Annotated in this window: 20 protein-coding genes, 1 tRNA gene and 2 CRISPR repeat arrays; of the genes, 5 read left to right on the top strand and 16 right to left on the bottom strand. The window is 48.7% G+C overall.

Annotated elements, in window-relative coordinates; all coding sequences use genetic code 11:
- Window positions 1-21 precede the first annotated feature (21 nt).
- The 3 genes from aat (at window position 22) to FEM44_RS19000 (ending at window position 2642) form a co-directional block, all read left to right on the top strand.
- Window positions 22-726, top strand: a complete 705-nt coding sequence (aat, locus tag FEM44_RS19010; RefSeq protein WP_135522924.1) for a leucyl/phenylalanyl-tRNA--protein transferase — start codon at window positions 22-24, stop codon at window positions 724-726.
- A 284-nt stretch (window positions 727-1010) separates the two neighbouring features.
- Window positions 1011-1229 carry a translation initiation factor IF-1 gene (gene infA, locus FEM44_RS19005; RefSeq protein WP_001040187.1) on the top strand — a complete coding sequence of 73 codons (219 nt, stop codon included), beginning with the start codon at window positions 1011-1013 and terminating at the stop codon, window positions 1227-1229.
- A 111-nt stretch (window positions 1230-1340) separates the two neighbouring features.
- Window positions 1341-2211: direct repeats of the CRISPR family, unit length 28 nt; unit sequence TTTCTAAGCTGCCTGTACGGCAGTGAAC.
- A gap of 343 nt (window positions 2212-2554) precedes the next feature.
- A tRNA-Ser gene (locus tag FEM44_RS19000) sits at window positions 2555-2642 on the top strand.
- A 121-nt stretch (window positions 2643-2763) separates the two neighbouring features.
- Here FEM44_RS19000 and FEM44_RS18995 read toward each other — a convergent pair.
- From FEM44_RS18995 to FEM44_RS25315, 13 genes are all read right to left on the bottom strand, one after another.
- The gene (locus FEM44_RS18995; protein ID WP_135524094.1) at window positions 2764-3777 is read right to left on the bottom strand and encodes a fimbrial protein; all 1014 of its coding nucleotides are present in this window, start codon (window positions 3775-3777) and stop codon (window positions 2764-2766) included.
- Between the two features lie 11 nt (window positions 3778-3788).
- Window positions 3789-6275 (bottom strand): fimbrial biogenesis outer membrane usher protein, encoded by a 2487-nt coding sequence (locus tag FEM44_RS18990; RefSeq protein WP_135524095.1) that lies wholly within the window; start codon window positions 6273-6275, stop codon window positions 3789-3791.
- A gap of 14 nt (window positions 6276-6289) precedes the next feature.
- Window positions 6290-6970: a fimbrial assembly chaperone gene (locus FEM44_RS18985; RefSeq protein WP_135524096.1), complete on the bottom strand. Its 681-nt coding sequence runs from the start codon at window positions 6968-6970 to the stop codon at window positions 6290-6292.
- Between the two features lie 55 nt (window positions 6971-7025).
- Window positions 7026-7574: a fimbrial protein YehD gene (gene yehD / locus FEM44_RS18980; protein ID WP_135524097.1), complete on the bottom strand. Its 549-nt coding sequence runs from the start codon at window positions 7572-7574 to the stop codon at window positions 7026-7028.
- A gap of 380 nt (window positions 7575-7954) precedes the next feature.
- Window positions 7955-8509, bottom strand: coding sequence for a type I-F CRISPR-associated endoribonuclease Cas6/Csy4 (cas6f, locus tag FEM44_RS18975; RefSeq protein WP_135524098.1), 555 nt, complete (start codon window positions 8507-8509; stop codon window positions 7955-7957).
- A gap of 10 nt (window positions 8510-8519) precedes the next feature.
- Entirely contained in the window at window positions 8520-9521 is a 1002-nt protein-coding gene (csy3, locus tag FEM44_RS18970) for a type I-F CRISPR-associated protein Csy3 (protein WP_135524099.1), read from the bottom strand.
- A gap of 10 nt (window positions 9522-9531) precedes the next feature.
- Window positions 9532-10455, bottom strand: a complete 924-nt coding sequence (gene csy2 / locus FEM44_RS18965; RefSeq protein WP_135524100.1) for a type I-F CRISPR-associated protein Csy2 — start codon at window positions 10453-10455, stop codon at window positions 9532-9534.
- Window positions 10452-11780 (bottom strand): type I-F CRISPR-associated protein Csy1, encoded by a 1329-nt coding sequence (gene csy1, locus FEM44_RS18960; protein ID WP_135524101.1) that lies wholly within the window; start codon window positions 11778-11780, stop codon window positions 10452-10454. The genes csy2 and csy1 overlap by 4 nt, the downstream gene beginning before the upstream one ends.
- Window positions 11777-15010: a type I-F CRISPR-associated helicase Cas3f gene (cas3f, locus tag FEM44_RS18955; protein WP_138159138.1), complete on the bottom strand. Its 3234-nt coding sequence runs from the start codon at window positions 15008-15010 to the stop codon at window positions 11777-11779. Before cas3f ends, csy1 begins: the two co-directional genes overlap by 4 nt.
- On the bottom strand, window positions 15007-15990 hold the full coding sequence (gene cas1f, locus FEM44_RS18950) for a type I-F CRISPR-associated endonuclease Cas1f (RefSeq protein WP_135524103.1): 984 nt from the start codon (window positions 15988-15990) through the stop codon (window positions 15007-15009). The genes cas3f and cas1f overlap by 4 nt, the downstream gene beginning before the upstream one ends.
- 171 nt (window positions 15991-16161) lie before the next feature.
- A CRISPR array of direct repeats spans window positions 16162-16789; the repeat unit is 28 nt; unit sequence TTTCTAAGCTGCCTGTACGGCAGTGAAC.
- Between the two features lie 212 nt (window positions 16790-17001).
- A complete protein-coding gene (clpA, locus tag FEM44_RS18940) occupies window positions 17002-19278 on the bottom strand; it encodes an ATP-dependent Clp protease ATP-binding subunit ClpA (RefSeq protein ID WP_135522927.1) in 2277 nt (758 codons plus the stop codon).
- Window positions 19279-19308: 30 nt separating this feature from the next.
- The gene (gene clpS / locus FEM44_RS18935) at window positions 19309-19629 is read right to left on the bottom strand and encodes an ATP-dependent Clp protease adapter ClpS (protein ID WP_000520781.1); all 321 of its coding nucleotides are present in this window, start codon (window positions 19627-19629) and stop codon (window positions 19309-19311) included.
- 98 nt (window positions 19630-19727) lie between these two features.
- Window positions 19728-19802 (bottom strand): hypothetical protein, encoded by a 75-nt coding sequence (locus FEM44_RS25315; RefSeq protein WP_214251107.1) that lies wholly within the window; start codon window positions 19800-19802, stop codon window positions 19728-19730.
- A gap of 149 nt (window positions 19803-19951) precedes the next feature.
- Between FEM44_RS25315 and cspD the strand changes: the two genes are divergently transcribed.
- The gene (gene cspD, locus FEM44_RS18930) at window positions 19952-20176 is read left to right on the top strand and encodes a cold shock-like protein CspD (protein WP_064530179.1); all 225 of its coding nucleotides are present in this window, start codon (window positions 19952-19954) and stop codon (window positions 20174-20176) included.
- Between the two features lie 72 nt (window positions 20177-20248).
- Here the strand turns inward: cspD and macB are convergent, their stop codons facing one another.
- Window positions 20249-22195 carry a macrolide ABC transporter ATP-binding protein/permease MacB gene (gene macB / locus FEM44_RS18925; RefSeq protein ID WP_135522928.1) on the bottom strand — a complete coding sequence of 649 codons (1947 nt, stop codon included), beginning with the start codon at window positions 22193-22195 and terminating at the stop codon, window positions 20249-20251.
- A complete protein-coding gene (gene macA / locus FEM44_RS18920; protein WP_135522929.1) occupies window positions 22192-23307 on the bottom strand; it encodes a macrolide transporter subunit MacA in 1116 nt (371 codons plus the stop codon). Before macA ends, macB begins: the two co-directional genes overlap by 4 nt.
- Before the next feature lie 150 nt (window positions 23308-23457).
- Between macA and FEM44_RS18915 the strand changes: the two genes are divergently transcribed.
- Complete coding sequence (locus FEM44_RS18915) at window positions 23458-24414, top strand: VirK/YbjX family protein (RefSeq protein WP_135522930.1); 957 nt, start codon at window positions 23458-23460, stop codon at window positions 24412-24414.
- Here FEM44_RS18915 and FEM44_RS18910 read toward each other — a convergent pair.
- Window positions 24411-26069 carry an ATP-dependent endonuclease gene (locus FEM44_RS18910; RefSeq protein ID WP_130215656.1) on the bottom strand — a complete coding sequence of 553 codons (1659 nt, stop codon included), beginning with the start codon at window positions 26067-26069 and terminating at the stop codon, window positions 24411-24413. The two genes, FEM44_RS18915 and FEM44_RS18910, sit on opposite strands and share 4 nt — an antisense overlap.
- Between the last annotated feature and the right edge of the window lie 393 nt (window positions 26070-26462).

Below are 26462 nucleotides of genomic sequence, written 5' to 3'. Positions count from 1 at the left end.
GCGTAGTGGAGTTTTGCAGTCATGCGCCTGGTTCAGCTTTCTCGCCATTCAATAGCCTTCCCTTCCCCGGAAGGCGCATTACGTGAGCCTAACGGTCTGCTGGCGCTGGGAGGCGATCTTAGCCCTGCTCGGCTACTCATGGCTTATCAGCGCGGTATTTTCCCGTGGTTTTCTCCGGGCGATCCTATTCTCTGGTGGTCGCCTGATCCACGTGCGGTTTTATGGCCAGAATCACTGCATATCAGCCGCAGCATGAAACGTTTTCATAAGCGCTCTCCCTATCGCGTCACGCTGAATTACGCGTTTGGTCAGGTCATTGAAGGCTGCGCCAGCGATCGCGAAGAAGGGACCTGGATTACGCGTGACGTCGTCGAAGCCTACCATCGTCTTCACGAGTTGGGCCATGCTCATTCCATAGAAGTGTGGCGTGAAGGCGAACTTGTCGGCGGCATGTACGGCGTGGCGCAGGGAACACTATTTTGTGGCGAGTCGATGTTCAGCCGCATGGAGAATGCCTCGAAAACGGCGCTCCTGGTTTTTTGTGACGAATTTATCCACCACGGCGGCAAGCTTATCGACTGCCAGGTATTAAATGACCATACGGCCTCGCTTGGTGCCTGCGAAATCCCTCGCCGGGATTACCTCAATTATCTCAATCAACTGCGCCCCGAACGGTTACCAAATAATTTCTGGGTACCACGGCGATTGTTTTCACCACAAGAATGAATGTTTTCGGCACATTTCTCCCCAGAGTGTTATAATTGCGGTCGCAGAGTTGGTTATGCTCATTACTCCGCTGCCGATAAGGAATTTTTCGCGTCAGGTAACGCCCACCGTTTATCTCACCGCTCCCTTATACGTTGCGCTTATAGTGCGGCTTAGCCGTGTGTTTTCGGAGTTATGTGCCAAACCTGTTTGTTGCGAATTAGCGCACAAATCTTTACTTATTTACAGAACTTCGGCATTATCTTGCCGGTTCAAATTACGGTAGTGATACCCCAGAGGATTAGATGGCCAAAGAAGACAATATTGAAATGCAAGGTACCGTTCTTGAAACGTTGCCTAATACCATGTTCCGCGTAGAGTTAGAAAACGGTCACGTGGTTACTGCACACATCTCCGGTAAAATGCGCAAAAACTACATCCGCATCCTGACGGGCGACAAAGTGACTGTTGAACTGACCCCGTACGACCTGAGCAAAGGCCGCATTGTCTTCCGTAGTCGCTGATTGTTTTGCCGCCTGATGGGCGAAGAGAAAGAACGAGTAAAAGGTCGGTTTAACCGGCCTTTTTTGCGTTTGGAGTCATGGGGAATAAATACTGGAGGATGATGTGTTAAGTTTGAAAACTGCCTGTACGGCAGTGAACTCCGGGACGCCAATCCCGGCAACCGATTTTGCTTTCTAAGCTGCCTGTACGGCAGTGAACATTAATGTGGGGAAACAGAAATACTACGGAATTTTCTAAGCTGCCTGTACGGCAGTGAACTATCAGGACAACGGCGACTTGCTGGCTGATACTTTCTAAGCTGCCTGTACGGCAGTGAACGTTCGTCATCTGAGAGCGTGTCTAGTTCTGATTTTCTAAGCTGCCTGTACGGCAGTGAACAATCAGAATGGCAAATAAAGCCTGCACGATGTTTTCTAAGCTGCCTGTACGGCAGTGAACGGGGAAGGCCATAACCACGACGCCCACCTGTCTTTCTAAGCTGCCTGTACGGCAGTGAACATGCGTAATGTTAACTTCCTGCGTCTGCTTGGATTTCTAAGCTGCCTGTACGGCAGTGAACCAGAAGCCCGCGAAAAGCTTCGCTACCGCCTCTTTCTAAGCTGCCTGTACGGCAGTGAACGGGGAAGGCCATAACCACGACGCCCACCTGTCTTTCTAAGCTGCCTGTACGGCAGTGAACATGCGTAATGTTAACTTCCTGCGTCTGCTTGGATTTCTAAGCTGCCTGTACGGCAGTGAACCAGAAGCCCGCGAAAAGCTTCGCTACCGCCTCTTTCTAAGCTGCCTGTACGGCAGTGAACTTTCTCACCCTCAAGAGAGCGGATCACAAGCGTTTCTAAGCTGCCTGTACGGCAGTGAACCTTTGTCGCCTCATGATGTCGCCCTGTTACGTTTTCTAAGCTGCCTGTACGGCAGTGAACGGCAAGGGATGCAGGCGTTCAGCAGGCAGCACTTTTCTAAGCTGCCTGTACGGCAGTGAACTGGAATAATAGCAGACTATCCGATTGATTTACTGTTAAAACTTACAAAATCGCAGATTCGAACCCTTTTTCCAGACTTCAAAAAAGCAATAAACAAAATCAATGAGTTACATTTCAACCTAAAAAAAGGGTCGATTTGGTACTTCTTCAATCTCATATTTTATGCATAGCTTTTGATAAACAATTGAACAGAACACATACGATCATAATCTCCGTCACGCAAACAGCGTGTTCATTGCGTAACCAAACGAATCAATCTCTATAAATTCTTCTTGACCGTTTTACTCTAACTCCCTATAGTAGCGCCCCGTTGCCACCCATGAGGTCAGGCAGCAAAACAATTTGGTGAGGTGTCCGAGTGGCTGAAGGAGCACGCCTGGAAAGTGTGTATACGGCAACGTATCCGGGGTTCGAATCCCCGCCTCACCGCCATATTTTAAGAAGAGCTCGTACGAAAGTACGAGCTTTTTTTCGCATTGATGCACCTTAAATAAAAAACACGTACTTCCTCTTCGAAAGTACGTGAAAATCACGTGGCTTATTACCATACCCACTAGTCGTAGGATACGGCAAATATGGCTTTGCTTTGGACTTCTCCAGGCTGTAGTGCTTCCTCCTTCACGCGGACATATTTCGCGGTAATCGGGAAGGTGTACTGATTCTCAATGGCCGCCATTTTAGTTAGTTTGTTCATCAAAGTATCACCCAGCTTTAGCGGTGTCGTTGCGTTACCATTATAAATCTGGAACCCAACCCCCTTAGCACCATTAAGCGATGTGTTTTTCAGAATGGTTCCACTATCATCCCATTCACCGCGCGCAACTTTAAAAGTTACTGGATTAGTCGTGACGTTATAAACACTGTCACAATTTAAAACCAGATCTATAGAAGCTGATTTTGTGTTATTGGCAGATTGCATCTCACTTATCGTTGTTTCTGGCATTCTTATTTCGTAAATCGGTTGCGAGAAACTACAGGTTGTGGGTTTGTGTTTGATGCTAAATTCTATATTCTGAGTATAAGAAACATCACTATCTAATCGCCCACTAATCCAACATAAAAACCATTTTATGATACTATCATTGCAAGAGTTATCTGTTAGTATGCTAATGGCAGGACGCGGGATGGTTATCTTGTCGATATTGGTGGTTATTGTATGGTCTACTTTACTCGTTGGCCCAACATATTCTGCCTTAAGAGTGAACGGCTTGGTATTTATAACATCCTGAGTGTTATATTCTTTTGGAGAAGCATTCCAGGAATCGATTCCAGTAGAAACAGGGAATGCACTACTCTCAAGATTAAATTTCATAAAGATTGATTTCTGCGAATCAGACTCTTTAAGTTCAACAATATAATCTTTTAACGGTGTTGCATAATACATTTTATCGCTTGTTGCATTACATGTGAACGTATCAACTAAGTTTGTATTAATTACAGCCGTTACCGTTTCCTGTGCCATATCTAGTTCTATCGTTTGGCTTGCTGTTGTATTCGGCCCCAAAGTACATTTAGCCTGCCCCCAAAATGGCAAAGCCAGTAGAAACAAAAACCAATATTTCTTCATAAACAAATCCTTTAACGACAAATATAAACTTTATTCTCATCAATAACGTTATCAAAGGTAATAGTGCAGAATTGTTCCTGCTGTTTATTAACCGAGACGCGAATCGACGCGGGAACATCATTGGTGCGAATAAATATCCGACTTCCTTGTCCTACTAAGCCCACATTGTTGCCGCTTTCATCTTCAACCTCATAACCAAACGGCAACGGAGAGCCATCAGGGCGTTGGGAGATGAAATACCAGGGCTTGCGTTTATCAGTCTCAAACTGCGTCATCACTACCGCACCACGATAAGGAACGGTGTTTTTACGGTTACCCAGTAGCGCCACATCGCTTTTACTGTCGGCAATATCCAACATCAACGTATTTTCACGATACGGCGTCAGATTGTCATAAATAGCGTAGCCTCTGCTATCCGTGGTCAGGTAACGATATCCCTGCACCGCCGCTCCCTCCAGTCCCGGCGCTTTGACGATGGCGAACGTATCGGAAAGTCTGGGAGCCAGTGCCACCCCGTCCGACCACGCGACTAAACCGCCTTGAATATTACCACTAACCTGTTGATATCTTTTCGACTGGCTATAGCTGCCACCAATAGTCGCCAGTGGCGCACGCCAGGTCAGGTTTCCACCTGCTGTTGTTTCGCTGCCCTGGTGTTGATGGCTTAAGTTAGCCCCGTAGCTGAACTGATCGCGACTCCCCGCCACACCGCTGAGGCTGGTATTATTCGACCGATAGCCGTCTTTATCAAAAGTGGTTGAGTTAGAAACAAATAAATCTCGTCGTTTTTCAGTGATTCCATCGCCCCACGAGAAGGGAATTGAGAAATATAAGTTAATGCGTCTATCTTCGCGGTTATCTTCATCGTAAGTCTGGCTAACAGACAAAGTATAACTAAGGCGTTCCCAGGAGTTCGAATAGCTGAGTTGATAATCTTTCCCTGTCCCGCTGCGTTCCCAATAATCCCGCCATTGACCGCTGACCGACAGATATCCCCAATTTTCTGGTAATGACTGGTTTATATTTACAGAAAAGCTGTTCTTACGACCAAAATCGTACTGATAATAGTCAGCGATATCATAAACTGAGTCATCTTCTCGATTATAACTTTTCCTGTTATTTGCCCACACGTGATCGTTAAAAGTACGATAATCCCGAGAAGAATAACGCCAGGCCGCCAGCGAAAATTGCGTTCCACTTTGAGAGAGATATTTGTTCCAGGCAATCTGATAACTTTGACCATTAAACACATCACCGTTATCTTGTTCACTATGGGAATGGGTAAAATCAACCGATACAGCACCAATCGGTGTATTCCATCCCGTGCCGAGAACAAACGATGAGTAATTATCAGACAACTGCGTGCCAGCATAGAGAGTCAGCAAATTATTAAGACCATACTGATAGCTTCCCTGAATAAAATCTGACTGATCGCTGGCGCCCTCAATACGACTACGTCCGGCAGCAAATTCATATTTCGAAACGCCCGGTTGCAACATATTTGGTACAGATGAATAAGGTACACGATAACGCGACACCGAACCGTCAGCTTCTTTAACGGTTACTTCCAGATCTGCACCACCACCAGCAAGTTGCAAATCATCAATGGCGAATGGACCTGGCGGAACCTCTTTCTGGTAAACCACAAAGCCATTTTGTTCAATAGTGACAAGTGCGTTACTTTGGGCAACACCACGCACCACAGGAGTAAAATTCTGTTTAGAGTTCGGCAACATCTGCATATCGCGCCAAAGGCGTACACCGCGAAAACGCACGGAGTCAAAAACATCAGAACCGGTATACATTTCACCAGCACGCAATGTGCCAAGAATTTGTGGAATTCCGCGCTCCAGATATAACGTGTTACTCTTCCATTTACCGCTGCTCTCGTCACTTTTCGTATAATTGGCATTTGAATGCAACTGCCAGCCCAGAAGATTCAAACCACTATTCAGATTTAAATAGCTACTTTTATTATCTCCTCCGTGCTTATAATTACTGTAATACTGACTGGCATAATAAGACGTATATAATGCGTTAATCCCGCGATCCCATGCCTCAGGCGGGACATATCCGCGTTCATACTCAACGACATAGGCCTGGGGTACACTTAACTTCAGGTTAAAATGCCCAATATCATAGTCAACGCTGCCGCCCTGTACCGCTTCCCGAAGTGGTACGCATTCTACGCTTTTATCGATATTAATGCCTTCAGTGAGGATACCTATTTGCTTTAACTGCTCCCAGGATAAACATGTTGCATCCGGATCGTCTTTAATATCGACATTATAGTGTCCGCGCCACTGATTATTCAGGTAAACATCCATATCATAGATACCAGGCATCGGCTTATCACTATCAATATGATAGTCAGAAATTTTTTCCCCATTTAATCCGCCAATCATAAAATGGGTGTCAAATGTTTCATCTTCCGCCCATGCAGACGAAGTTGCCAACACCGACAGGATAGCCAGCGTAATAGAATTAAGTTTAGACATAATCAATCCCTGATCTATTTGACGGTTTTTACTTTTTCACTCAAATAGTTTCCATTATCATCAATAAGTGTAATTGTATATTGATTGATGGCTGAGGCTGTGGTGATAGTCTTATCTGACCAGGGAGCTAGTAACAACGTTTCCTTGTTTATTTTTGCATTCCCGGTCAACTCAGGAATAGTTATCCAGTTTGCGGAGTTGTTTTTGATATTAATACCGCCATTGGCATGTTTAATGCTCAGACGACGAAAACTTTCTTTATCCACGCCTGTAAGTCCCTCTGGGCGGTAGATAAATTTAATGCGATTTTGCATGGCGAATTTGATCCCATTTTTACCTTCTAATTCGGGGCGATTAGGTGGGATGTCGAGCACATTAAGGAAGAACAGGCTTTCGCGATCTTTAGGTAGTGTATTCGCCAATTTTTTGATTTTGAGTTGTTGCCCTTCCCCCCCTTTTACATGAGCGACCGGTGGCGTCAACACGAACGGGACGTGAATTTTTTCTGGAGGCTGGCTGGTATCGCCATCATCAATCCATGACTGAACCAGGGCGCTACGATTACCTTCATTCATTAACTGAACGGTAATCTCTTTTTTCTGTTCTGGATAAATAACACGAGTGCCGTAGATATAGACACCACCCCACGCAGGCGTGACCATGCTGGCCAGCAAGAAGGCTATTAATTTTTTCATGATAACAATCCTTGTTATTGAAAATCGGCGACCGAAGCCGCCGATAAACACGATATTAATCTGTCACGACAGTCATTGTCAGAGCAGAGTTAACCGGGCCAGCAGTCACCGCATCACCTGATTGCGCGTATTTTGCACTGAAATTTAGTGTATATTCATTAGAGCTGTTTTTTTCTAACTCAATACTTTTATCACCGTCAATCTGTTGTGATTGCCCATCTGCACTCTCATAGTAGACAGCAAAACCAGCACCATTTGGGTTTGCCACAGTATTAATGGTGATATCGCTACGATTTGCATCAAACTGACTTCTGGAAAACGTAATTCTGGGAGTCTCATCTCCTGTACATTTGACCGTCAGCGGTACAGTTGTTTTATTTGAATAACCATCATAAATATAACCAGCGCTCTTACCATCAAATTGATCAGCACCAATATCGTTCATAGCAATAGTAGCCTGGCTATTTCCGATAAATTGGCATGTAGTTCCAACTATATTACCAGTAATAACTAACTCACCCTGTTCACTCCCCTCCTCTGCAAAAGCCCCAGCGCTCATAAAAAGAGAAGATAATACTGCAACTGCAATAATTGAACGTTTCATAGTCTATTCCTTAACTAATTTATTCCAGGTGATTAAGAGTCTCTGTCCTCTCGGAAATGAATTTCGCAAATTACATTTTTTATCGCAATGTAAACAAGTTGTTTTCGTGATTTAAGTCAAATTATAAAAAATACATAACAAACAAAAAATACCTATAAGAATATTTCCATTGTTTACTATTCGTCATTATTTGATGTCATTGCAAGGTAGATTAATACGTATAATTAATTGCGGATTGCTTGTTTTAAATAAATATCCATATACTGATGAAAGTGTAGGGCATTGAATTCTTTATTCTATTTCCAGCCAGAAATCGGCTTTTCAATAGACAAAAAGACCTGACGGTAAGGCCAGGTCTTTTATACATTACAACTAACCAATCAAAACCAGGGAATAGTAGCGGTTACGCTTAATCCATAACTACTGAATACCCCTTTAACCGGTTCTGTACGCAAATCCCCGTGTCGGATAAACAACTTGAACTGTTTCTGACTCGACAAACTCTTCATATTAAGAAAAGGTAAGTCGGTCCGCTGTTCAGCTTGCGTCGCCAGTCGCTCAATCGCCTGTTCTTCAGTAAACCAGCCTTTTTTCACTGAACGCCTTAACAGACGCTGGGGGTTACTTTTAACCTGCACACGGCTTACTACTCGCCAGCCCTTTATTTCTGGAGCGGGAGTGACAGGTGAACATTGGCAATAGTCCGTTAGTCCTTTACGCCACGCTGAGGCTTCAAGCGCCTGCAATGCCTGAGCGCTACCATGCAAGCGTAAACGCGCTCCAGGCATAACATTTACGTCCGGGAAACTTACGCCGATATCGCCTTGCCCTCTTGCACCTAATGCCCGATGCAGTTTGGCAAATAACGCCGCCATCAACATTTCGCTCGAAAATTCAGGATCTGGCAGAACGCGGATCTCAAGGTAGTGATCCATTGGCAGCTCCTTATTCCGATTTCTCACCAAAGACACCGCCGCGGATCAGCACAGCCATCACGTAGTGCTGCTGCTCAACTTCGGGTTTCATCCCTTTAGTCACCCAATTGTCCAGTAAGGTATAAAAGTCGAGTTTTTCTTTCGGTTGGCGGCATGCCACACCGCGACTGGTTACAGAACCGTAAGGTTCCACGGCGATAGCCCCCAATTCATCAACTTTTGGATGCCAGGTATCGATGGTACGTAAAGCATTACCAATCTTCTGAGAGTGGATACCGGCAATGCCAGCCACCTGGTATAACACGCGACTTTTGCTACTGTTGCTGTCGAGTACCAGCTCCTGCGACGGGAAAACTTCTTGCCCGGCACCGAGGCGAACCTGCGCTTCAACGGTAAGCATCACCCACTCTTTTCCGCTTAACCCTTGTTCAATCGTTGCAGCCAGTTCTGTGACGCTACTCTGGCCTTGATCAAATTGACGTAAAGAGAAGTCATGGCTATTAAAAGTCCATGAAGTATCGTTAGCAGTAACTTTCACCTGGATCTGCTCAGCGCCAATGCGGTTGCGCCACAGAAAACGACCATTTGCCAGATTCAGCGCATAGCGTAACGCCAGCTCTTTAAATCCATGTTCGCTGATATAACCTTCAATAACCGCTGAAAGTGCCTCCTGGTAAGCCATATCATTACATACTGAAGGTGAGGATAGATTGCCCAGCACTCGCAGCGTAAACACCACTTTTAGCGTATCCGCATCAACCGGAAGCGAGGCTACATCTACCCGCTGCAAGTTGGCTTTTTGGATTTCTGCATCCAGTTTGGTGGGGTCGCTGGCAATCGTATTTTTCAGGCGATTAGAGATGGTTCCGCGAACGGCTTTCTCCTGAATCTCAATAGGTTGCCATTTATTTCCTTGCCAGTTACCTGCATACATCACCGCGTCAGATGTTGCCAGTTTGCGCTCAAATGCCAGTACTGACGCCGTTTTTACTGCTACAGGGGCCTTTGCCATAATTATGTCCTTATTCTGTATCGTCATCTTCATTAGTAGTAGGGTCGTCAACAACTGGTATTGCCGAGCAATAGTAGCCAGTGTCCGTTGTACGGTAACGCCACATCAGCGGTTGCAAGCCAGTAATACGATGTAATCCGCGCCATTCGCCTATGCCATAAACGGCTTCGGCAAAGGCAAATGGTGTTGAGGTATCGCGCGCATTTTCAACTTCACCGGGTGCGTAAACAGGAGAAATGCGCTGGTAGCCACACATTAACGGTACCAGGAAACCAGGCATTGGCTTCGGCTGGTATACCCATTGTGCGCTGTTGTCTTCTGCCGGAGATTCGGCCTGATATTTAATGGCAGCAAAATCAAGCCAGGCATCAAGCAACGATATATCGGGATGTTGTTGGTGATGTTCAGCCAGCCATTCGCTGCGATCGTAAAGCGCATAGCCAGGCATTAAACGCCAGATGATTTTACGCAGTTGCTTTTCATCTTCAGGTGCATGAAAAAGCTGCGGATCGCGCATGTCAACAATGCTGCCGCCCGCCAGTTTGTGGCTCTGGCAGAGGATTTTCAGATGGTCGCAAAGGGCTTTTCTGCCATATTCACCATTGGTAATTTCGCCATTACATTCAATCAGCAGGGAAACCGTCAGGTGCATACGGCCCTCTTCATTGAACGAGGCGGTTTTACCTTCTCTGGTTAATGGGTTACGGGTGAGAGCGAATTGAAAATCGCGCCCGGAACTGTACGCCTGAATATGCTGTTCATGGCTTACGACCCCGCAACCGTCAAAACTTACGCCAAATTCATCCACGACTTTTCGAGAAAGCGCATGAACATAGCCGAGAAAATGGGTCATCGCCGGGAATCCCCAGGTCAACCCGGAGACGGCGTTAGCGTTTTCGATGCGTACATGGGGTAACAAGAGCAGATAACTCATTTCAGCGCCTCCTGCAAAACGGCTTCCATTTCACGCATCCGTTGAGTAAACAGGGACTGACTGCGCCACTCCCTTTGCTCGACAGCACCGACATCGAAACGGGCTTTTTTCAGGCGATAGTTCAGCCAGCGCGCGAAATCATCGGCCACCGTCTCTTGCCAGTCGTTTTTCTCACGCTCCTGTTTGAAAGTCTCATCTGAGAGGCTTCGCCACGGGTCCAGCCAAAATTGTTGGTGGCGAGGTAAGTCTGGTGATTGCGCGGACCATCCCTGCCATTTTTCTTGCTGAAATGAAGACGCCTGCATGAACAGCAGATCAATCAACTCATCAATATATTTCGCCCGCGCAGTTCGGATATGAACATTGTTTATGTCAACCTTCAGCAGGTAAGTCATCCGGGCTATGATGCCTGAAGCCGCCCGATTGAAATCGCCGCGTAAGGCAAAAATACTGCGCATGTTTTGTGGCGCGTGATCCAGCGTCGCCCAGGTGGGCGGCATTGATGGCAGCAACCAAATACGACCACCACGAACACTGTTGAGCAGAGAAATATTCTGCGGTTTTGTGCCGCCAAAATGCATTTCGGCAAGATTGGGGAAACGAATTTCTGGCTGTGAGTGCCATTTACCCGCCTTGCGGGCATCGCGAATGGCTTTCGATTCCTCACTAAAACGCACGGCAGTAAGCTTTTCATACATCGCCTGTGCCAGCGAACTGGAAAACAGTGGGCATAACAGGCGATAACCATCCGCAACTGGGAAATAGATTTGTTTCGCCAGTTTATGGCTGGCAGGCCGTCCAGTTGTCCATGCCTGGCTAAACCCAGCTACCCACTGCTCCAGTTGCGCTTTATCCTCTGCAAACGTACTTAATGCCTGATAATCGCCACGCTTCAGGCTGGCAAGCAGTGAATTTCCGTTCACATCGGTTTGTAGCAACTTTGCGACGTCAAGTGCGGCGGCGTTACCAATCGCGTCAGTAGCGACATTCGCCAACGATGCTGTGTTTAAATAGCTTTCGTTAGCGGAGGTTTCCAGATAAAAGCTACTGGCTTTAGAATCACCATGACTGAATTTAGCACCATGAGTGACTAATTTGATTTGCCCGGCACGCTTCGCCGCATCCGTTAACCAGTTACGTGGCAGATAGCGTGCTTCGAGTTCCTGTCGCTCCAGAGCGATGATGCTGGCGTCCTCGCCCTGTTCCAACCGCTTTGCTGCTTCTTTTTCAAAGGCATCTATTTTGGGTTGCCTTCGCGAAGCGATGTAGTCGGTTATAAAATCCACTAAATTATTGTTCAAAAGATTCCCTCCTTGCGCCTTCATGGGGCGCGAAACACACCTAACCAGGGGTGATAACACCAGTCATCGACCGCATCTTCTTCACTGGCCGGTACTCTCACTTCAGCAAACATTTCTCCAACACGCTGTATTTCACAACTTTGCTTATCAGCTAAATTCAACAAAACTTGTTGGTAATCCATCACGCCCCAGCAAGCGACGCCGCTGGCGCATCTCACCTCTTCTCGCCTGAAATTCCCTTGCGCTTTACGATCGTTGTCACCCGTACGGGAATAGAAACGCGCTTCGCTTTCTTCGTCATCCATATGCAGAAAAAACACCGCCTCCGGCAAAGGGGAATAACGAAATGGCGTCTGGCGCTGCATCCAGCCGTTCCAGCTTAGCGGTGCACGCCACCATTGCGCCGCCACCACATGTTTGCTTTTACTGCTCATCAATTCGGCGGATAAACGACTGTGTTCAAGCTCCGCCAGTTTGTTGGCATTATTGGCAGACAGGATCCGCGGCAAGGCGTTAATCGTCCGGTAGTCCGCGATCGGAATCAGTTCGCAAATATCGTGGCTATTCAGCAAGTGTTCTTTTGTTTCGAAACCAGGCTTACAAAATGCGGGGGCTTTTTTCTGCAATGATTTGATATTGCTACGCAAAATAACCAGATTCTCACTGGTCGGCACATTTCTACGGTGGCGCTGAATACGTCCGGCAAATTGAATAATCGAGCGCATGGAGCTTGGTTCGATAATTCCCCAGTCCGCATCCCAGTCACGCCCCACTTCGATAACCGATGTCCCCAACACCACAAACAGATGGTGCGATTCCGGACGGTTATGTAAGGCATCTGCGATATCTTCGTTGTTCCAGAAATCGAGTTCGTTATGACGAGTAAAAGCGCGATCCAGTCGCTTCTCAATATCTGAACGCACCGCCAGCGGATGTCGGGAGTGGTAAACACAGTAATGAATGCAGACATCTTCTGGTGAAGGAATGGCAATCAGGGCTTTGGTCACCGCAACCAGTGGGTTGATATTGGCGAAGCGCACCAGGCCCAGCGAAACGGTTTTACCGCTTTCGTGTAGCTGGCGATGCGCCTGATGCAACTTCAAGCATTGCTCATGTACCGTCTGAGCCATGCTTTCGATAACATCCTGAATCGCGCTTGATGGGGATGAAATCGAAGCAATACGCCCGAAATGCAGTCGTTCTTTTTCAGCCAACATTAACGCTCGTCGCGCAACAAAATTTTTGTGCGTCTCACGAAAAGTAGCGCCATCACCAATTTGTGTGGCATCGGCATCTTTTTCATCAAACCAGGCACAGCAGATATTGACGGGCCTGCCGTTGGTACCGCATGACGCCTGCCACATTTTGCGCCCGGCAAGATAAGCCGCGAACAGAGCCTGAATCAAATCTGGCGGCAACGTCGCGGAAGAAAGTAATACCCGCGTACCCAGCATTCCAGCCCAGTTCATCAGACGACATACTGCATGGAGATCGGCAATATCAAAGTCATCAGGTTCGTCGAGCACTAAATCACTGGTTAACAGGCGCAACATCGCCGGAAGCTGTTTCCCGCCTCGCACACCCTCGGTCGCGGAAATAAGATGATCAATCGTCGCGACCAGAATCGGCGCGCTCACTAACTCCTTAAGTTTGCAGTCATCCTTCAACCATTTTTCCAGCGCCCCGGTATGCAGGCAGCCTTCGTACTTAACGAACTGTTGCTCCTCTGTTGGCGACTCTTGCGAAGCACTTCCACAATCATTGTCTATTTTTTCCTGCTGCCACAGTTGCTTAACTGCCGCCGAACCAATCAGTACCGCCAGCTCATCCTCACCCAATCCAAGCCGACTGCGCAGAGCGTCACCCGTTTGTAAAGTCAGCGTACGTAATCCCAATGCTATGGTAAAACGACACCCTTCTCGCTCGTCGGCAAGTGCATACATAATGCGGGCGTTCGCAAAGGTTTTACCACACCCCGTCGAGGCCATATTGACGCCGAAAAATCCCTCTTCACGACTTCGTTCACGTAACGCTCGCGCCACATCCCAGGCTTTATCTTGCCAGCGATATTTCACATCTGTGGCCCGCTGGCTAAAACCTTTATGTCGGGCAATTGCCGGAAGCGATGCCCGTGTGTGCATCAGTTGCCGCCCAAGCAAATACGCATGATGCGCGACGCCAACAAGATGTTCGTCTACCCGTTGTTTGAGCGTGCCGCTTTGGCGATCGCTATTTGCCCAGACGATATATTCCGGGTCCTGCCATTTTTGCTGCGCGTCATTAGATGAATAGTAGTGATCGGCAAGCATCAGGCAAAAACGCGCCATATGTAAGGGGAACAACTGTTCCATCTGCCCGTATGTCTTTAAACCGAGCGCGTTGCTTGCCCGGCGAGAAATCTGACGCGCTTTTTCCCGCCAGCTCGCGCTTTGAAGCGGCGTTCCTGCCGGAAACTGCCAGACTTGCTCAAAATCCTGTTGCGTCCAGTCATTCTTGCGGTGGTTAACGGCATTCCAGTCAGCATTGAGTTGCTTCTCCAGCCAACTTTCACAGCCTTTGCATGATTGTTCTGGTTGTGGCGAAAGATTCTCCGGCATTCGATGATGGGAAAGGATCAGCCAACCTACCGTCCTGGCTAGCGGTTGCAGCGAACTGAATGGGCTATTTGAAAAATGAGGCGTGTCTTTTTGCAGAATTTCAAGAATCGCAACTTCATCATCTGCCGTTAATTCCCCGAGTTTCTCCAGCCACACATCGTCTGGCTGTTCACCAACAAACGCCTGAAAGAGCCGCAGTGAGATCCATTCATGTCGGTAAGGTTGATAACTGCGTGCGCTCTTATGGGTCAGGCTTTGCTGAAAGCTGCGTCCTGCTTTACCAAAATCATGAAACAACCCGGCGATAGCCGCCAGCAGCGCAATGCTCTCCGCGCATTGCCAGCGATTTTCTTCCTTGTTCACCAGGCTGGTTTGGGTTGTTCGATTCGTGGGAACGCGGCCTTGAGCATTAAAGCGACGAATATTACCCACAATCCACATCAACTCCATTTGCCCGTTCTTTTTCAGCCAGTGACATGCCACTGCGGTATTTCGCCTGGCAGTTTTGCGCAGTAAACGGCGGAGTGTATTAACGCCTTCCAGAGTAATCACCGTTTGCCATGCGGCATCACCTGTACGTTCAGCAAACTGATCAATAATACGGCAGCTTTCCACGCGGGCGTTTTTTGTACAGCGCGAGATAATCAGAACATTCATTGATCAGCCTTAGCCAGTGCCTGGGCCGTATCTTGCAAAGAGGTGATCATGACATCCAGAGCATCTGCTTGTTGAAAGATATTAATGCAGCGTTGACGAAACTCCTGAGCATCTTCTCCCGCCATTGCGGCAATAAATGCTTGTGGCATAACCAGGGCATCTTTAATCAGATCGGCAAGGTCAAAAACGAGGCCGCCGCGACGTGTTTTACCGTGCATTACTGCTAAACCATGCGGGATCCCGGTTACCCACGCCGCCACTGCCGCCAGCCCATAAGCCAGATAATTCCCCTGATCGAGAAAGCGGTTAGCCATATCAATCCCACCGCCCCGTTTTGCGCGGGTAAAGTCGCCATAGCCCACGGTTTGGCTCATCATTTTGTAGAGTGCTTTGGTCAATTTGGCCTCTACGAGCATAAGCTGCGTATGGTTTTCTGCCGCGTCTATTTCTTCACGAGTACGATTTAGTAGGGTCTGCAGTGCATTAGCATCAGGCTGAAAGGCGTGTTCACGCTGCATTTTCGCGCTGGTCCAGTGCTTATCGATATGTGTCAGGCGGATTAACTGAAAACGTTTCGCGGCGGCAAGTCGTTTATCTTCAGCAAACCAAAAAGAAACCCACTGCTGAAGATATTCAGTAGGACGATATTCGCTTTGCGGACTGAGCCAGGAGACATCAACATCAACTTCATTTGCCGAATACAGCGGCGTGCCATCCGTACCACAAAAGCCCACCATCACCCCGGCATGGGCAAATTCACGCATCGCCGCCTGAGTAACGGATGTTCCCATCCCCAACATCAATGCCGTGGTATTCGCAATGGGGATATTCCAGTAGTACGACTCCTTACCTTCACTGGTAACATATTCCACTCGCCCACCATTCACCTGCACCCGGCATTTTTCCAGATAATAAATATTGGCGCGTTTAGAGTGGAGAATGGTTTTGAGGTCAGATGGAGTAAGGTAATTGGAAGACATAAACACATCCTGTGATTATTTTTATTTGAAGGAATTAGGATTAGTACAGCATTGATTTCTGTGCGAGAAATTGATTTCCATCGCAATTATCACAATTGTTATTGTGCGTTGTGGCTAATGGTTCGGAGTTGAGAACGCCTTAACACAGCTAAATTTCTGCCATCATCGTATTTGTGAAACTGCCTGTACGGCAGTGAACACTCGCCTGACTACAATCCTGGGCAGAAAGCATTTCTAAGCTGCCTGTACGGCAGTGAACCCCTTCTTAAAGTGTGGGAAGATCTCGGTTCTTTTCTAAGCTGCCTGTACGGCAGTGAACGAAATTTTCTACACGTTAGGTAATTGACAAGGTTTCTAAGCTGCCTGTACGGCAGTGAACCGTTTCAGCGTCCTGCTGATGTAGTCATTATATTTCTAAGCTGCCTGTACGGCAGTGAACTGACTAAATATCAGCGGGGCATCACCCGGCACTTTCTAAGCTGCCTGTACGGCAGTGAACCAATTGCAGACACTCCCGCCCGTGTATTAACTTTTCTAAGCTGCCTGTACGGCAGTGAACATGCGATAAATGCAGTGGGCGCGGTTACGCGCTTTCTAAGCTGCCTGTACGGCAGTGAACAGCTCTCTCGAACGAAGTGAGAGTTTCTTTTATTTCTAAGCTGCCTGTACGGCAGTGAACAAAACAAGACTAAATACAACCATTTTTATAAATTTCTAAGCTGCCTGTACGGCAGTGAACAGGTAAAACTACTTCTGCCGCCCATCAAATTTTTTCTAAGCTGCCTGTACGGCAGTGAACTCAAATACTACACGTTTAGCCCGTTGTTAATAAAGCAAAACCATCTCATTTTCCTGCTGCCACCCTTTTTTATCCTTACCTTCCAGCAGCACTAATTATCAACAACTTACCATCATCATCAAAAAAAGGGTCTGAACCTCCGCCCCCCATAAACAAAAAGTCCGTAACCCCTGACGAGATTACGGACTTCACCAACCTACTTAACAATCTGATTAATGCGCGGCTTCCGGTTTATGCTTTTGTGCACTCTGGAACCCGTAGGTCAGCTCATTTTTCTCTTTATCCAGCGCGACTGTCACCTGGCCACCATCCACCAGCGAGCCAAACAGCAGTTCGTTGGCGAGCGGTTTTTTCAGGTTATCCTGAATCACACGTGCCATCGGACGTGCGCCCATCGCCCGGTCGTAACCTTTCTCAGCCAGCCAGTTACGCGCTTCCTGGCTCACTTCCAGAGAAACACCTTTCTGATCCAACTGAACCTGCAACTCGACGATAAACTTATCAACCACCTGGTGGATCACGTCTGTAGAGAGATGATCGAACCAGATAATGTTGTCGAGACGGTTACGGAACTCCGGCGTAAAGATCTTCTTGATCTCTTCCATCGCATCGGTGCTGTTATCCTGGTGGATAAGACCAATCGATTTGCGCTCGGTTTCACGTACCCCGGCATTGGTGGTCATCACCAGTACCACGTTACGGAAGTCCGCTTTGCGCCCGTTGTTATCGGTCAGCGTGCCGTTGTCCATCACCTGCAGCAGAATGTTGAATACGTCCGGATGCGCTTTCTCGATTTCGTCCAGCAACAGCACCGCGTGCGGATGCTTGATGACCGCATCGGTCAGCAAGCCGCCCTGATCAAAACCAACGTATCCTGGAGGCGCACCAATCAGGCGGCTGACAGTATGACGTTCCATATATTCGGACATATCAAAGCGCAGAAGCTCAATACCCAGTGCTTTGGAAAGCTGTACCGTCACCTCGGTTTTCCCGACCCCGGTTGGACCAGCAAACAGGAATGAACCAACTGGTTTATGTTCGTGACCTAAACCCGCACGCGCCATCTTAATGGCCTCGGTAAGCGCTTCAATGGCTTTATCCTGACCGAAGACCAGCATTTTCAGGCGATCGCCAAGGTTTTTCAGCGTATCGCGGTCACTCTGAGAAACGCTCTTCTCAGGGATACGTGCAATACGGGCTACCACGGACTCGATATCCGCCACATTCACCGTTTTCTTGCGCTTGCTTACCGGCATCAAACGTGCGCGAGCGCCCGCTTCGTCGATAACGTCAATCGCTTTGTCCGGCAGATGACGATCGTTAATGTATTTCACCGCCAGCTCCACCGCCGCACGCACCGCTTTCGCGGTATAACGCACATCGTGGTGCGCTTCGTACTTCGGTTTCAGGCCATTGATGATTTGAACAGTTTCTTCGACCGACGGTTCAGTAATATCGATTTTCTGGAAGCGACGCGCCAGAGCACGGTCTTTCTCGAAAATGTTGCTGAACTCCTGATAGGTCGTCGATCCAATCACGCGAATTTTACCGCTGGAGAGCAACGGTTTGATCAGGTTGGCTGCATCTACCTGCCCGCCAGACGCTGCGCCCGCTCCAATGATGGTATGGATCTCATCGATAAACAGGATGCTGTTAGTATCCTGTTCCAGCTGCTTGAGCAACGCTTTAAACCGTTTTTCAAAGTCGCCGCGATATTTGGTGCCTGCTAACAGGGAGCCGATATCGAGAGAGTAAATCGTACAGTCAGCCATGATTTCTGGCACATCGCCCTGAACAATTCGCCAGGCAAGACCTTCAGCAATCGCCGTTTTACCGACGCCAGACTCCCCAACCAGCAGCGGGTTGTTTTTACGGCGGCGGCAGAGAACCTGAATGGCGCGCTCCAGTTCCTTCTCACGACCAATCAGCGGGTCAATTCCGCCCACGCGTGCAAGCTGGTTCAGGTTAGTCGTGAAATTCTCCATACGGTCCTCCCCACCAGCTTGTTCTTCACTGCTCGGCTGGTTTCCTGGTTCAGAAGACTGAGATGGCTCGTCTTTACGCGTGCCATGAGAAATAAAGTTCACCACATCAAGACGGCTGACTTCATGTTTGCGCAACAGATACGCCGCCTGCGACTCCTGTTCGCTAAAGATAGCGACCAGAACATTCGCACCGGTAACCTCACTGCGACCGGAGGACTGAACATGGAAGACCGCACGCTGCAATACACGCTGAAAACTCAAGGTCGGCTGCGTGTCGCGCTCCTCTTCACTGGCGGGCAGAACAGGTGTGGTTTGTTCAATAAAGGCTTCCAGTTCCTGACGGAGCGCAACCAGGTCCACGGAACACGCTTCCAGCGCCTCCCGGGCCGATGGGTTACTGAGCAATGCCAGTAACAAGTGCTCGACGGTCATAAACTCATGACGGTGCTCGCGCGCTCTGGCGAAAGCCATGTTTAAACTGAGTTCCAGTTCTTGATTGAGCATAGGCACCTCCCCCAATTTTTATACCTGCATTCAGGCTTTTTCCAGCGTACACAGCAATGGATGCTCGTTCTCCCTTGCGTACTTGTTCACCATCGCCACTTTGGTTTCTGCAACCTCAGCGGTAAAGACTCCGCAAATGGCCTTCCCCTGGTAGTGAACAGCAAGCATCAATTGCGTTGCACGTTCTACATCATAAGAAAAGAATTTTTGTAACACGTCAATAACAAACTCCATTGGAGTGTAATCATCATTGACTAATATCACTTTATACATAGATGGCGGTTTTAGCGCGTCGCGAACTTTTTCTTCCGCCAGTTGATCAAAGTCCAGCCAGTCGTTCGTTTTACCCATTGTCAGTTATCATCTTCGGTTACGGTTACCGGCAGAACGCTCTGCCGCTGACAAGAGCGTATTTGCCTGACCAATCTACTCCACATGATAGATAATTATCATCTATCGTTGGTATAAGCGACATCAGTGACATTACTGTCAATAGCGTTAACTGCTTCAAATTTTTGATGCATACCTACCCCCTGGCCCCTGTCAAACGCTTGACGACTCGCCCCATTTCTCTAAATTGTATTTCAAGAGTTGGCGAGGTTTTGAACTGCCCCCTCTCTGACCCCGGTTTATTCCATCTTACTTGTATAAGATTTGCGAAGGATGTCGAAGCATGGAAAAGGGTACTGTTAAGTGGTTCAACAATGCCAAAGGGTTCGGTTTCATCTGCCCTGAAGGCGGTGGCGAAGATATTTTCGCTCATTATTCCACCATCCAAATGGATGGTTACAGAACGCTAAAAGCTGGACAACCCGTTCAGTTTGATGTCCACCAAGGGCCAAAAGGCAATCACGCCAGTGTTATTGTGCCCGTCGAAGTAGAAGTAGCAGTCGCATAGCTCTTCTGTCTCATTGTGTACATCCTAAAGGCAAAATGCCAGCCCGATCGGCTGGCATTTTTATCTCAAAAATCACTCTCGCGCCAAAGCATCCACTGGATCCAGCCGTGCCGCATTTCGTGCAGGTAGCCAGCCAAATAAAATGCCCGTAACGGTTGAGCATAAAAACGCCAGCAGCAACGCCAGTGGAGAAAAGCCTATCTCCCAGCCGGGTAAAAAAAGCTGTAGGGTGAAGGCAATTAACAGCGACAGCATTATCCCCATCGCGCCGCCCACCAGGCAAACCAGCACTGCTTCAATCAGAAATTGTTGCAGAACATCGCTGGCACGCGCGCCAACAGCCATGCGAATACCAATTTCCCGCGTCCGCTCCGTTACTGACACCAGCATAATATTCATAACGCCAATGCCGCCTACTACCAGCGAAATCACCGCCACCAGCGTCAGAAACAGTTGTAAAGTACGTGTGGTTTTTTCGACTGTTTTCAAGACGCCGTCCATGTTCCAGGTAAAGAAGTCTTTTTTGCCGTGGCGCAGCGACAACAAACGGGTGAGCTGTTGTTCCGCTTCGGTGCTGTCATAGCCTTCTTTTACTCTTACAGTGATGGAGTTCAGCCACGACTGGCCCATAACCCGCCCGGACATGGTGCTGTAAGGCAACCACACGCGCAGCACTTTACTGCTACCAAACATCGACTGTTTCTCTTCCGCCACGCCGATGACTCTCGCAGGCATATTACCAACCAGAATGACCTCACCAACCACATCGGCCTTAAGCGGGAAAAGCTGGCGGCGGGTGTTACTGTCGAGAACGACGACCTGCGCGCGACCGTTAAGTTGCTCCTGATTAAAGGTGTTCCCTTCGCTGAAGGTCATGCCGTAGACATTGAAATAATCGCCGCTCACACCGTTGGCGCTGGCGGCAACATCAACATTGTTATAACGCAGGCGCAGGTTTTGCGAGACGGCGGGCGTGGCAGAGGCGACCCACGGTTGTTTTTGAATAGCGATTAAGTCGTCGTATTTCAGCGCCTGTTGATATTGCGGATCGTCATCGCCAAAATCTTTCCCGGGATAGACATCAATAGTATTCGTGCCAATAGAACGAATATCCGCCAGCACCATTTGTTTGGCGGCGTCGCCCACCACGACGATAGAAACCACCGACGCAATACCGATAATAATCCCCAGCATGGTCAGTAAAGTACGCATTTTATTCGCTGCCAGCGCCCGCCACGCCATCGTCAGCGCCTCATTAAAACCACTGACAAACTGCCGCCAGCCAGACGCCGTTTTGACTACAGGCTCCGTCCCGCCAGCAGCATTCACCTTTTCAATGGCGGGGGGATTACGCACAATTTCGCCGTCACGAATTTCGATTACCCGCTCCGCCTGAGCCGCAACCAGCGGATCGTGGGTAACGATAATCACCGTGTGCCCGCGATCGCGCAACTGATGCAATATCGCCATCACCTCTTCGCCAGAATGGCTGTCCAGTGCGCCGGTAGGTTCATCGGCGAGGATCACCTGCCCACCGTTCATCAATGCCCGCGCGATACTGACACGCTGTTGCTGGCCACCGGAAAGCTGGGCGGGGTAATAATCTAGCCGTTCTTCCAGTCCCAGTCGTTGCAGCAACTCCTGAGCGCGCAGCAATCGCTGTTTACGCTCAAGTCCGGCATAGACGGCGGGTACTTCAACGTTCTGCTCGGCGGTTAAGTGCGAAAGCAAGTGGTAACGCTGGAAAATAAAGCCGAAATGCTCACGACGAAGCTGCGCCAGCGCATCGGCGTCCAGCGTGGCAACATCCTGGCCGGCAACGCGATAGGTTCCACTGGTCGCTTTATCCAGGCAGCCGAGAATATTCATCAGGGTCGATTTACCGGAGCCCGAAGCACCGACAATGGCCACCATCTCACCTGCATAAATATCCAGGCTGATGCCCTTTAGCACCTCAACCTGCTCGTCTCCAGCAGGATAGCTACGGCGAATATCCTTTAGTTCGAGCAAGGGCGTCATTGTGCCGCTCCTGGTTTGGCCTCACCAATCACCACTTCATCGCCCGCTTCCAGTCCTTTGACAATCTCAACATCGGTGTCATTGCGCGCGCCAATCGTCACTTCGCGCTCGCGTATTTCGCCATTACGCAGCAGTTTGATTTTATAACGGTTATCGCCAACCGACTCCCCCAGTGCCGACAACGGAATGGTGAGTACGTTTTTCACATCAGTGAGTTGAATGTGGACCTGCGCGGTCATATCCAGGCGCAGTAAACCATTGGGGTTTGGCACTTCAAAACGGGCGTAGTAGAAAATGGCGTCGTTGACCTTTTCTGGCGTCGGCAGCACATCTTTAATCTGCCCCTCGTAGCGCGTCAGCGGATCGCCAAGCACGGTGAACCAGGCTTTTTGACCGGGTTTCAGGTGAATGACATCCGCTTCCGACACTTGCGCTTTTACCAGCATGGTACTCATATCTGCCAGCGTCAGAATGTTTGGCGCTTGTTGTGCGGCAATTACCGTCTGCCCTTGCAGAGTGGTGATTTGCGTAACTTCACCTGCCATCGGGGCAACGATGCGGGTGTAATCGAGATTCGTTTTAGCGGTGTCGAGTGACGCCTGATTCCGTTTGATTTGCGCATCGATAGTCCCTATTTGCGCCTGTTTAACTGCCATCTCCGTCGCGGCGGTGTCGAGATCCTGTTGCGAAACCGCCTGCGTTTGCGCCAGTCGTTGCTGGCGTGAGTATGTCACCCGTGCCAGTTTTAGTTCTGCTTCTGCCTGTTGCCTTTGCGCACGCAGCTCCATCAGTGTCGCTTCCACTTCCTTGATCTGGTTTTCTGCCTGTTCAGGATCAATAACCCCTAAAAGCTGGTCTTTTTTTACTTTATCGCCAATCGCCACCGACAGCGTTTTCAACTGACCGCTGACCTGCGCGCCCACGTCAACCTTACGCAGCGCGTCCAGCTTTCCGGTCGCCAGTACGCTTTGCTGCAAATCACCGGGGCGAACAATCAGTGTCTGATAAGTCGGCACGGGCGCGTTGAGAATTCTCCATAACGCAATCAGCCCGGCGATGACTATCACCAGCGCAATAACGTAACGCTTCTTCACGGTTCTCCGATTTTTCATAAATATTCTGAATACTCCATATGCCAATCCGGGTCATCAACTTCAACGAAATATCAACAAAACCCTAAAATTTACGTTAGTAATCACACTATTGATGTTTGGTTAAGATACGCAATGGTGAAATCGGCGTCATGTATAACCATTGATTTCATGAATATGTCGCAGCTAACTGAACGCTCCTTTACGCCATCTGATTCTCTCAGCAGCCTGTCTCTTTTTCTTAGTCTGGCACGCGGACAGTGTCGACCAGGTAAATTCTGGCACCGACGTAGCTTTCGTCAGAAATTTTTGCTGCGCTCGTTGATTATGCCGCGCTTAAGCGTTGAGTGGATGAACGAACTATCCCACTGGCCTAATCTCAATACGTTGTTAACACGCCAGCCGCGACTGCCTGTTCGTCTGCATCGCCCTTACCTTGCCGCCAATCTTAACCGTAAGCAATTACTCGAGGCACTACGTTACCATTATGCATTGCTGCGTGCGTGTATGTCGGCAGAAGAATTCAGCTTATATTTGAATACCCCCGGGCTGCAACTGGCGAAGCTGGAAGGAAAAAACGGCGAGCAGTTCACGCTTGAGCTGACCATGATGATCTCAATGGATAAAGAAGGTGACAGCACAATCCTGTTCCGTAACAGTGAGGGTATTCCTCTGGCGGAGATCACTTTTACCCTGTGTGAATATCAGGGGAAAAGAACGATGTTTATTGGCGGACTGCAAGGTGCGAAATGGGAAATTCCGCATCAGGAAATCCAGAATGCGACGAAAGCCTGTCACGGACTATTTCCAAAACGCCTCGTGATGGAAGCGGCCTGCCTGTTTGCCCAACGTTTACAGGTAGAGCAGATCATTGCCGTCAGTAATGAAACGCATATTTACCGCAGCCTGCGTTATCGCGATAAGGAAGGAAAAATCCATGCTGACTATAACGCGTTCTGGGAATCGGTTGGCGGCGAATGCGATGCCGAGCGGCATTATCGGCTTCCCAATCGAATAGCGCGAAAAGAGATTGCGGATATCGCCAGCAAAAAGCGAGCTGAATACCGTCGACGCTACGAGATGCTTGACGCTATTCAGCCGCAGATGGCAAGGATGTTTTGCGCTTAATCAGCCCGACCGCGAGCCAGCCATAGCACGCGCGAGAACATTTTTTTCAGCAGCGTCGGTACGGAGTCCACACCACGACGTCCGGCCTCCATTGCCACTTCAATGGCAAGGTCGGGCTTGGAAGAGCGATGGATCGCTTTTGAAATAATTTTGCGCAAATTCATCGGCACGTTTTCCGGGATCTGCGCCACGCGATGGAACACGTCGGAAAACCCCTGGCGATACATAAAATGTTCCATATCCAGCGCCGGTAATGTTGTCAAATGTTCACGTTCAGCTTCGCGATCGTTATTCAGCAGGCTGCGCACCGTTGCGGCATATTTCTTCCCGGCTTCATCGCCATCGACCAGCACATGCCACTCAATCCCCATCCGCCGGGCAAATTTCACCAGTGGTTTTAGCCCGGACTGGGCAAACTCAATGACCTTAATCCCTTCGGCATCGAAATGGTGTCCACACTGGCGCGCCAGTTCGTTGATAACCCAGGTTTCTGTTTCCCCTTCCACCAGCAACCAGCAGCGAGCAAACAGCGATGACGGACGATTAAAACGAATGTGAAAAGAGATGCGGCGGCTGTCTTCGGTGCTCAAGCCACTTGGCCCCAGACGCCAGGCGGCAACACGAGAAGATTCACGCACCAGGCGGCAAACATGTTCCACTGGAGTTAACGAAAGCAGCTCGCCAGAGTTGGTGGTAGCAATACGTTGTAAAGGCAAAAGATTCAACAGATGCCAGGCAACGGAAAGCATAATCGGATGCAGGCGGGTTTCTGGATCTTCAATTAGCAATAACGGACGCGCGTCTTTATCCAGTCGCAATGTCCCTTTTGCCTGCAATAAAGTGGCAAACAGGCCGAGTAAAATGACCCGATACGAACGCCCCCCTGGTCTGTCAATCATCCGGTTGATGATATCGAGGTAACGCCAGCTCCGTTGCTCATTGCTGGCTCGCCGACGCATTAAGCGATATCTCGCCTGCCCGGCGCCTTGCTCCGAGAAATAATGCTCAAGCAGTTGCACCATTGCCGAAAGCCCCTGGCGAATCTGCCCATCGGAGAGATTTTGCGGGTGTGAGGATAACTCGCGGGCGAGAAAATCCAACTGGCGCGCGGTGACTTCCACATTGGGTACATTTGGTACAGTTCCATTGCGAATGCGGCGCATAAAACGGGCGTCGCGCAAACGCAGAACCGGCATTAAACGCACCAGATGACGCGCCTGATCGTTAATATCTTCGACATCAATCGGATGACCGTCTTTATCAAGAAAGCTGCGTAACGTCATCACGCTACCGTCTTCCGCACTTTCCCCTTCCAGGCGATAAAAAATGCGGTGATAACCATCAGTACAGGGCGTCCAGCATGCTTCAAGCGGGCGATAACGGCGTACACGATGCCGTCCAGGCAGCGATTCGCGAAAGGTCAGAATGATATGCAGATGGTGTTCCCGACCATTAATATCACCTGGCGGAAACCAGAAATCATCGCGTTCAAAATGGTAGAGATCTGACTCTGGTGATAACAGCAGGGTTAAGGCGTCCAGCAAGCTGGATTTACCCCACGCGTTCTCCCCAATCAGGACGTTGTTTTGCTCCAGCATCAATGACAATCGGTTGATACCGCGAAAGCCCACAATTTCAACGCGCTCAAGAATCATATCCCCTCCAGAAATATGTTACTCATCCTTTACTCTGGCAGTATAACGGGAAAGGCCGAGACAATACGTGACGACATCACAATTAAGCATGGCAAATGTCTGAAAAATGAGCGAATAATTGTGTTATACGTCTTCATGTTGTCTCTCATTAAAAAACAATAAAATCAAATAATTAACCTTGTAAATTATTTTTATTACCTCTAAAGGCTTATTTCAGCCGTTTGCACTACACTGTCAATCAGGCAAATGACTATATGGGGGAACTTACTGTTGCCCTAAATCAAAATTACTGGATTTATTTATCTGGCGAATGGCTCGCCTTCGTTTTTAAAATACCAATGCATTATTTCTGTCGTCATTTTTTACGACGACCCTATAAAACGACCATATTTT

The sequence above is a fragment of the Escherichia sp. E4742 genome, from assembly GCF_005843885.1.
Taxonomy (GTDB): domain Bacteria; phylum Pseudomonadota; class Gammaproteobacteria; order Enterobacterales; family Enterobacteriaceae; genus Escherichia.
Note: the sequence above shows the minus strand (reverse complement) of the source record. Positions and strands in the feature narration are given on the sequence as shown.

Excerpts from the sequence above, each read along its gene's own strand:
- csy1 (WP_135524101.1), bottom strand. The coding sequence starts at position 11,780 with ATGAAGGCGCAAGGAGGGAATCTTTTGAACAATAATTTAGTGGATTTT.
- csy2 (WP_135524100.1), bottom strand. The coding sequence starts at position 10,455 with ATGAGTTATCTGCTCTTGTTACCCCATGTACGCATCGAAAACGCTAAC.
- FEM44_RS18910 (WP_130215656.1), bottom strand. The coding sequence starts at position 26,069 with ATGATTCTTGAGCGCGTTGAAATTGTGGGCTTTCGCGGTATCAACCGA.
- clpA (WP_135522927.1), bottom strand. The coding sequence starts at position 19,278 with ATGCTCAATCAAGAACTGGAACTCAGTTTAAACATGGCTTTCGCCAGA.
- clpS (WP_000520781.1), bottom strand. The coding sequence starts at position 19,629 with ATGGGTAAAACGAACGACTGGCTGGACTTTGATCAACTGGCGGAAGAA.
- infA (WP_001040187.1), top strand. The coding sequence starts at position 1,011 with ATGGCCAAAGAAGACAATATTGAAATGCAAGGTACCGTTCTTGAAACG.
- FEM44_RS18915 (WP_135522930.1), top strand. The coding sequence starts at position 23,458 with ATGAATATGTCGCAGCTAACTGAACGCTCCTTTACGCCATCTGATTCT.
- macA (WP_135522929.1), bottom strand. The coding sequence starts at position 23,307 with ATGAAAAATCGGAGAACCGTGAAGAAGCGTTACGTTATTGCGCTGGTG.
- cas3f (WP_138159138.1), bottom strand. The coding sequence starts at position 15,010 with ATGAATGTTCTGATTATCTCGCGCTGTACAAAAAACGCCCGCGTGGAA.
- FEM44_RS18985 (WP_135524096.1), bottom strand. The coding sequence starts at position 6,970 with ATGAAAAAATTAATAGCCTTCTTGCTGGCCAGCATGGTCACGCCTGCG.
- csy3 (WP_135524099.1), bottom strand. The coding sequence starts at position 9,521 with ATGGCAAAGGCCCCTGTAGCAGTAAAAACGGCGTCAGTACTGGCATTT.
- cas1f (WP_135524103.1), bottom strand. The coding sequence starts at position 15,990 with ATGTCTTCCAATTACCTTACTCCATCTGACCTCAAAACCATTCTCCAC.
- yehD (WP_135524097.1), bottom strand. The coding sequence starts at position 7,574 with ATGAAACGTTCAATTATTGCAGTTGCAGTATTATCTTCTCTTTTTATG.
- macB (WP_135522928.1), bottom strand. The coding sequence starts at position 22,195 with ATGACGCCCTTGCTCGAACTAAAGGATATTCGCCGTAGCTATCCTGCT.
- FEM44_RS18990 (WP_135524095.1), bottom strand. The coding sequence starts at position 6,275 with ATGTCTAAACTTAATTCTATTACGCTGGCTATCCTGTCGGTGTTGGCA.
- cas6f (WP_135524098.1), bottom strand. The coding sequence starts at position 8,509 with ATGGATCACTACCTTGAGATCCGCGTTCTGCCAGATCCTGAATTTTCG.
- cspD (WP_064530179.1), top strand. The coding sequence starts at position 19,952 with ATGGAAAAGGGTACTGTTAAGTGGTTCAACAATGCCAAAGGGTTCGGT.
- FEM44_RS18995 (WP_135524094.1), bottom strand. The coding sequence starts at position 3,777 with ATGAAGAAATATTGGTTTTTGTTTCTACTGGCTTTGCCATTTTGGGGG.
- aat (WP_135522924.1), top strand. The coding sequence starts at position 22 with ATGCGCCTGGTTCAGCTTTCTCGCCATTCAATAGCCTTCCCTTCCCCG.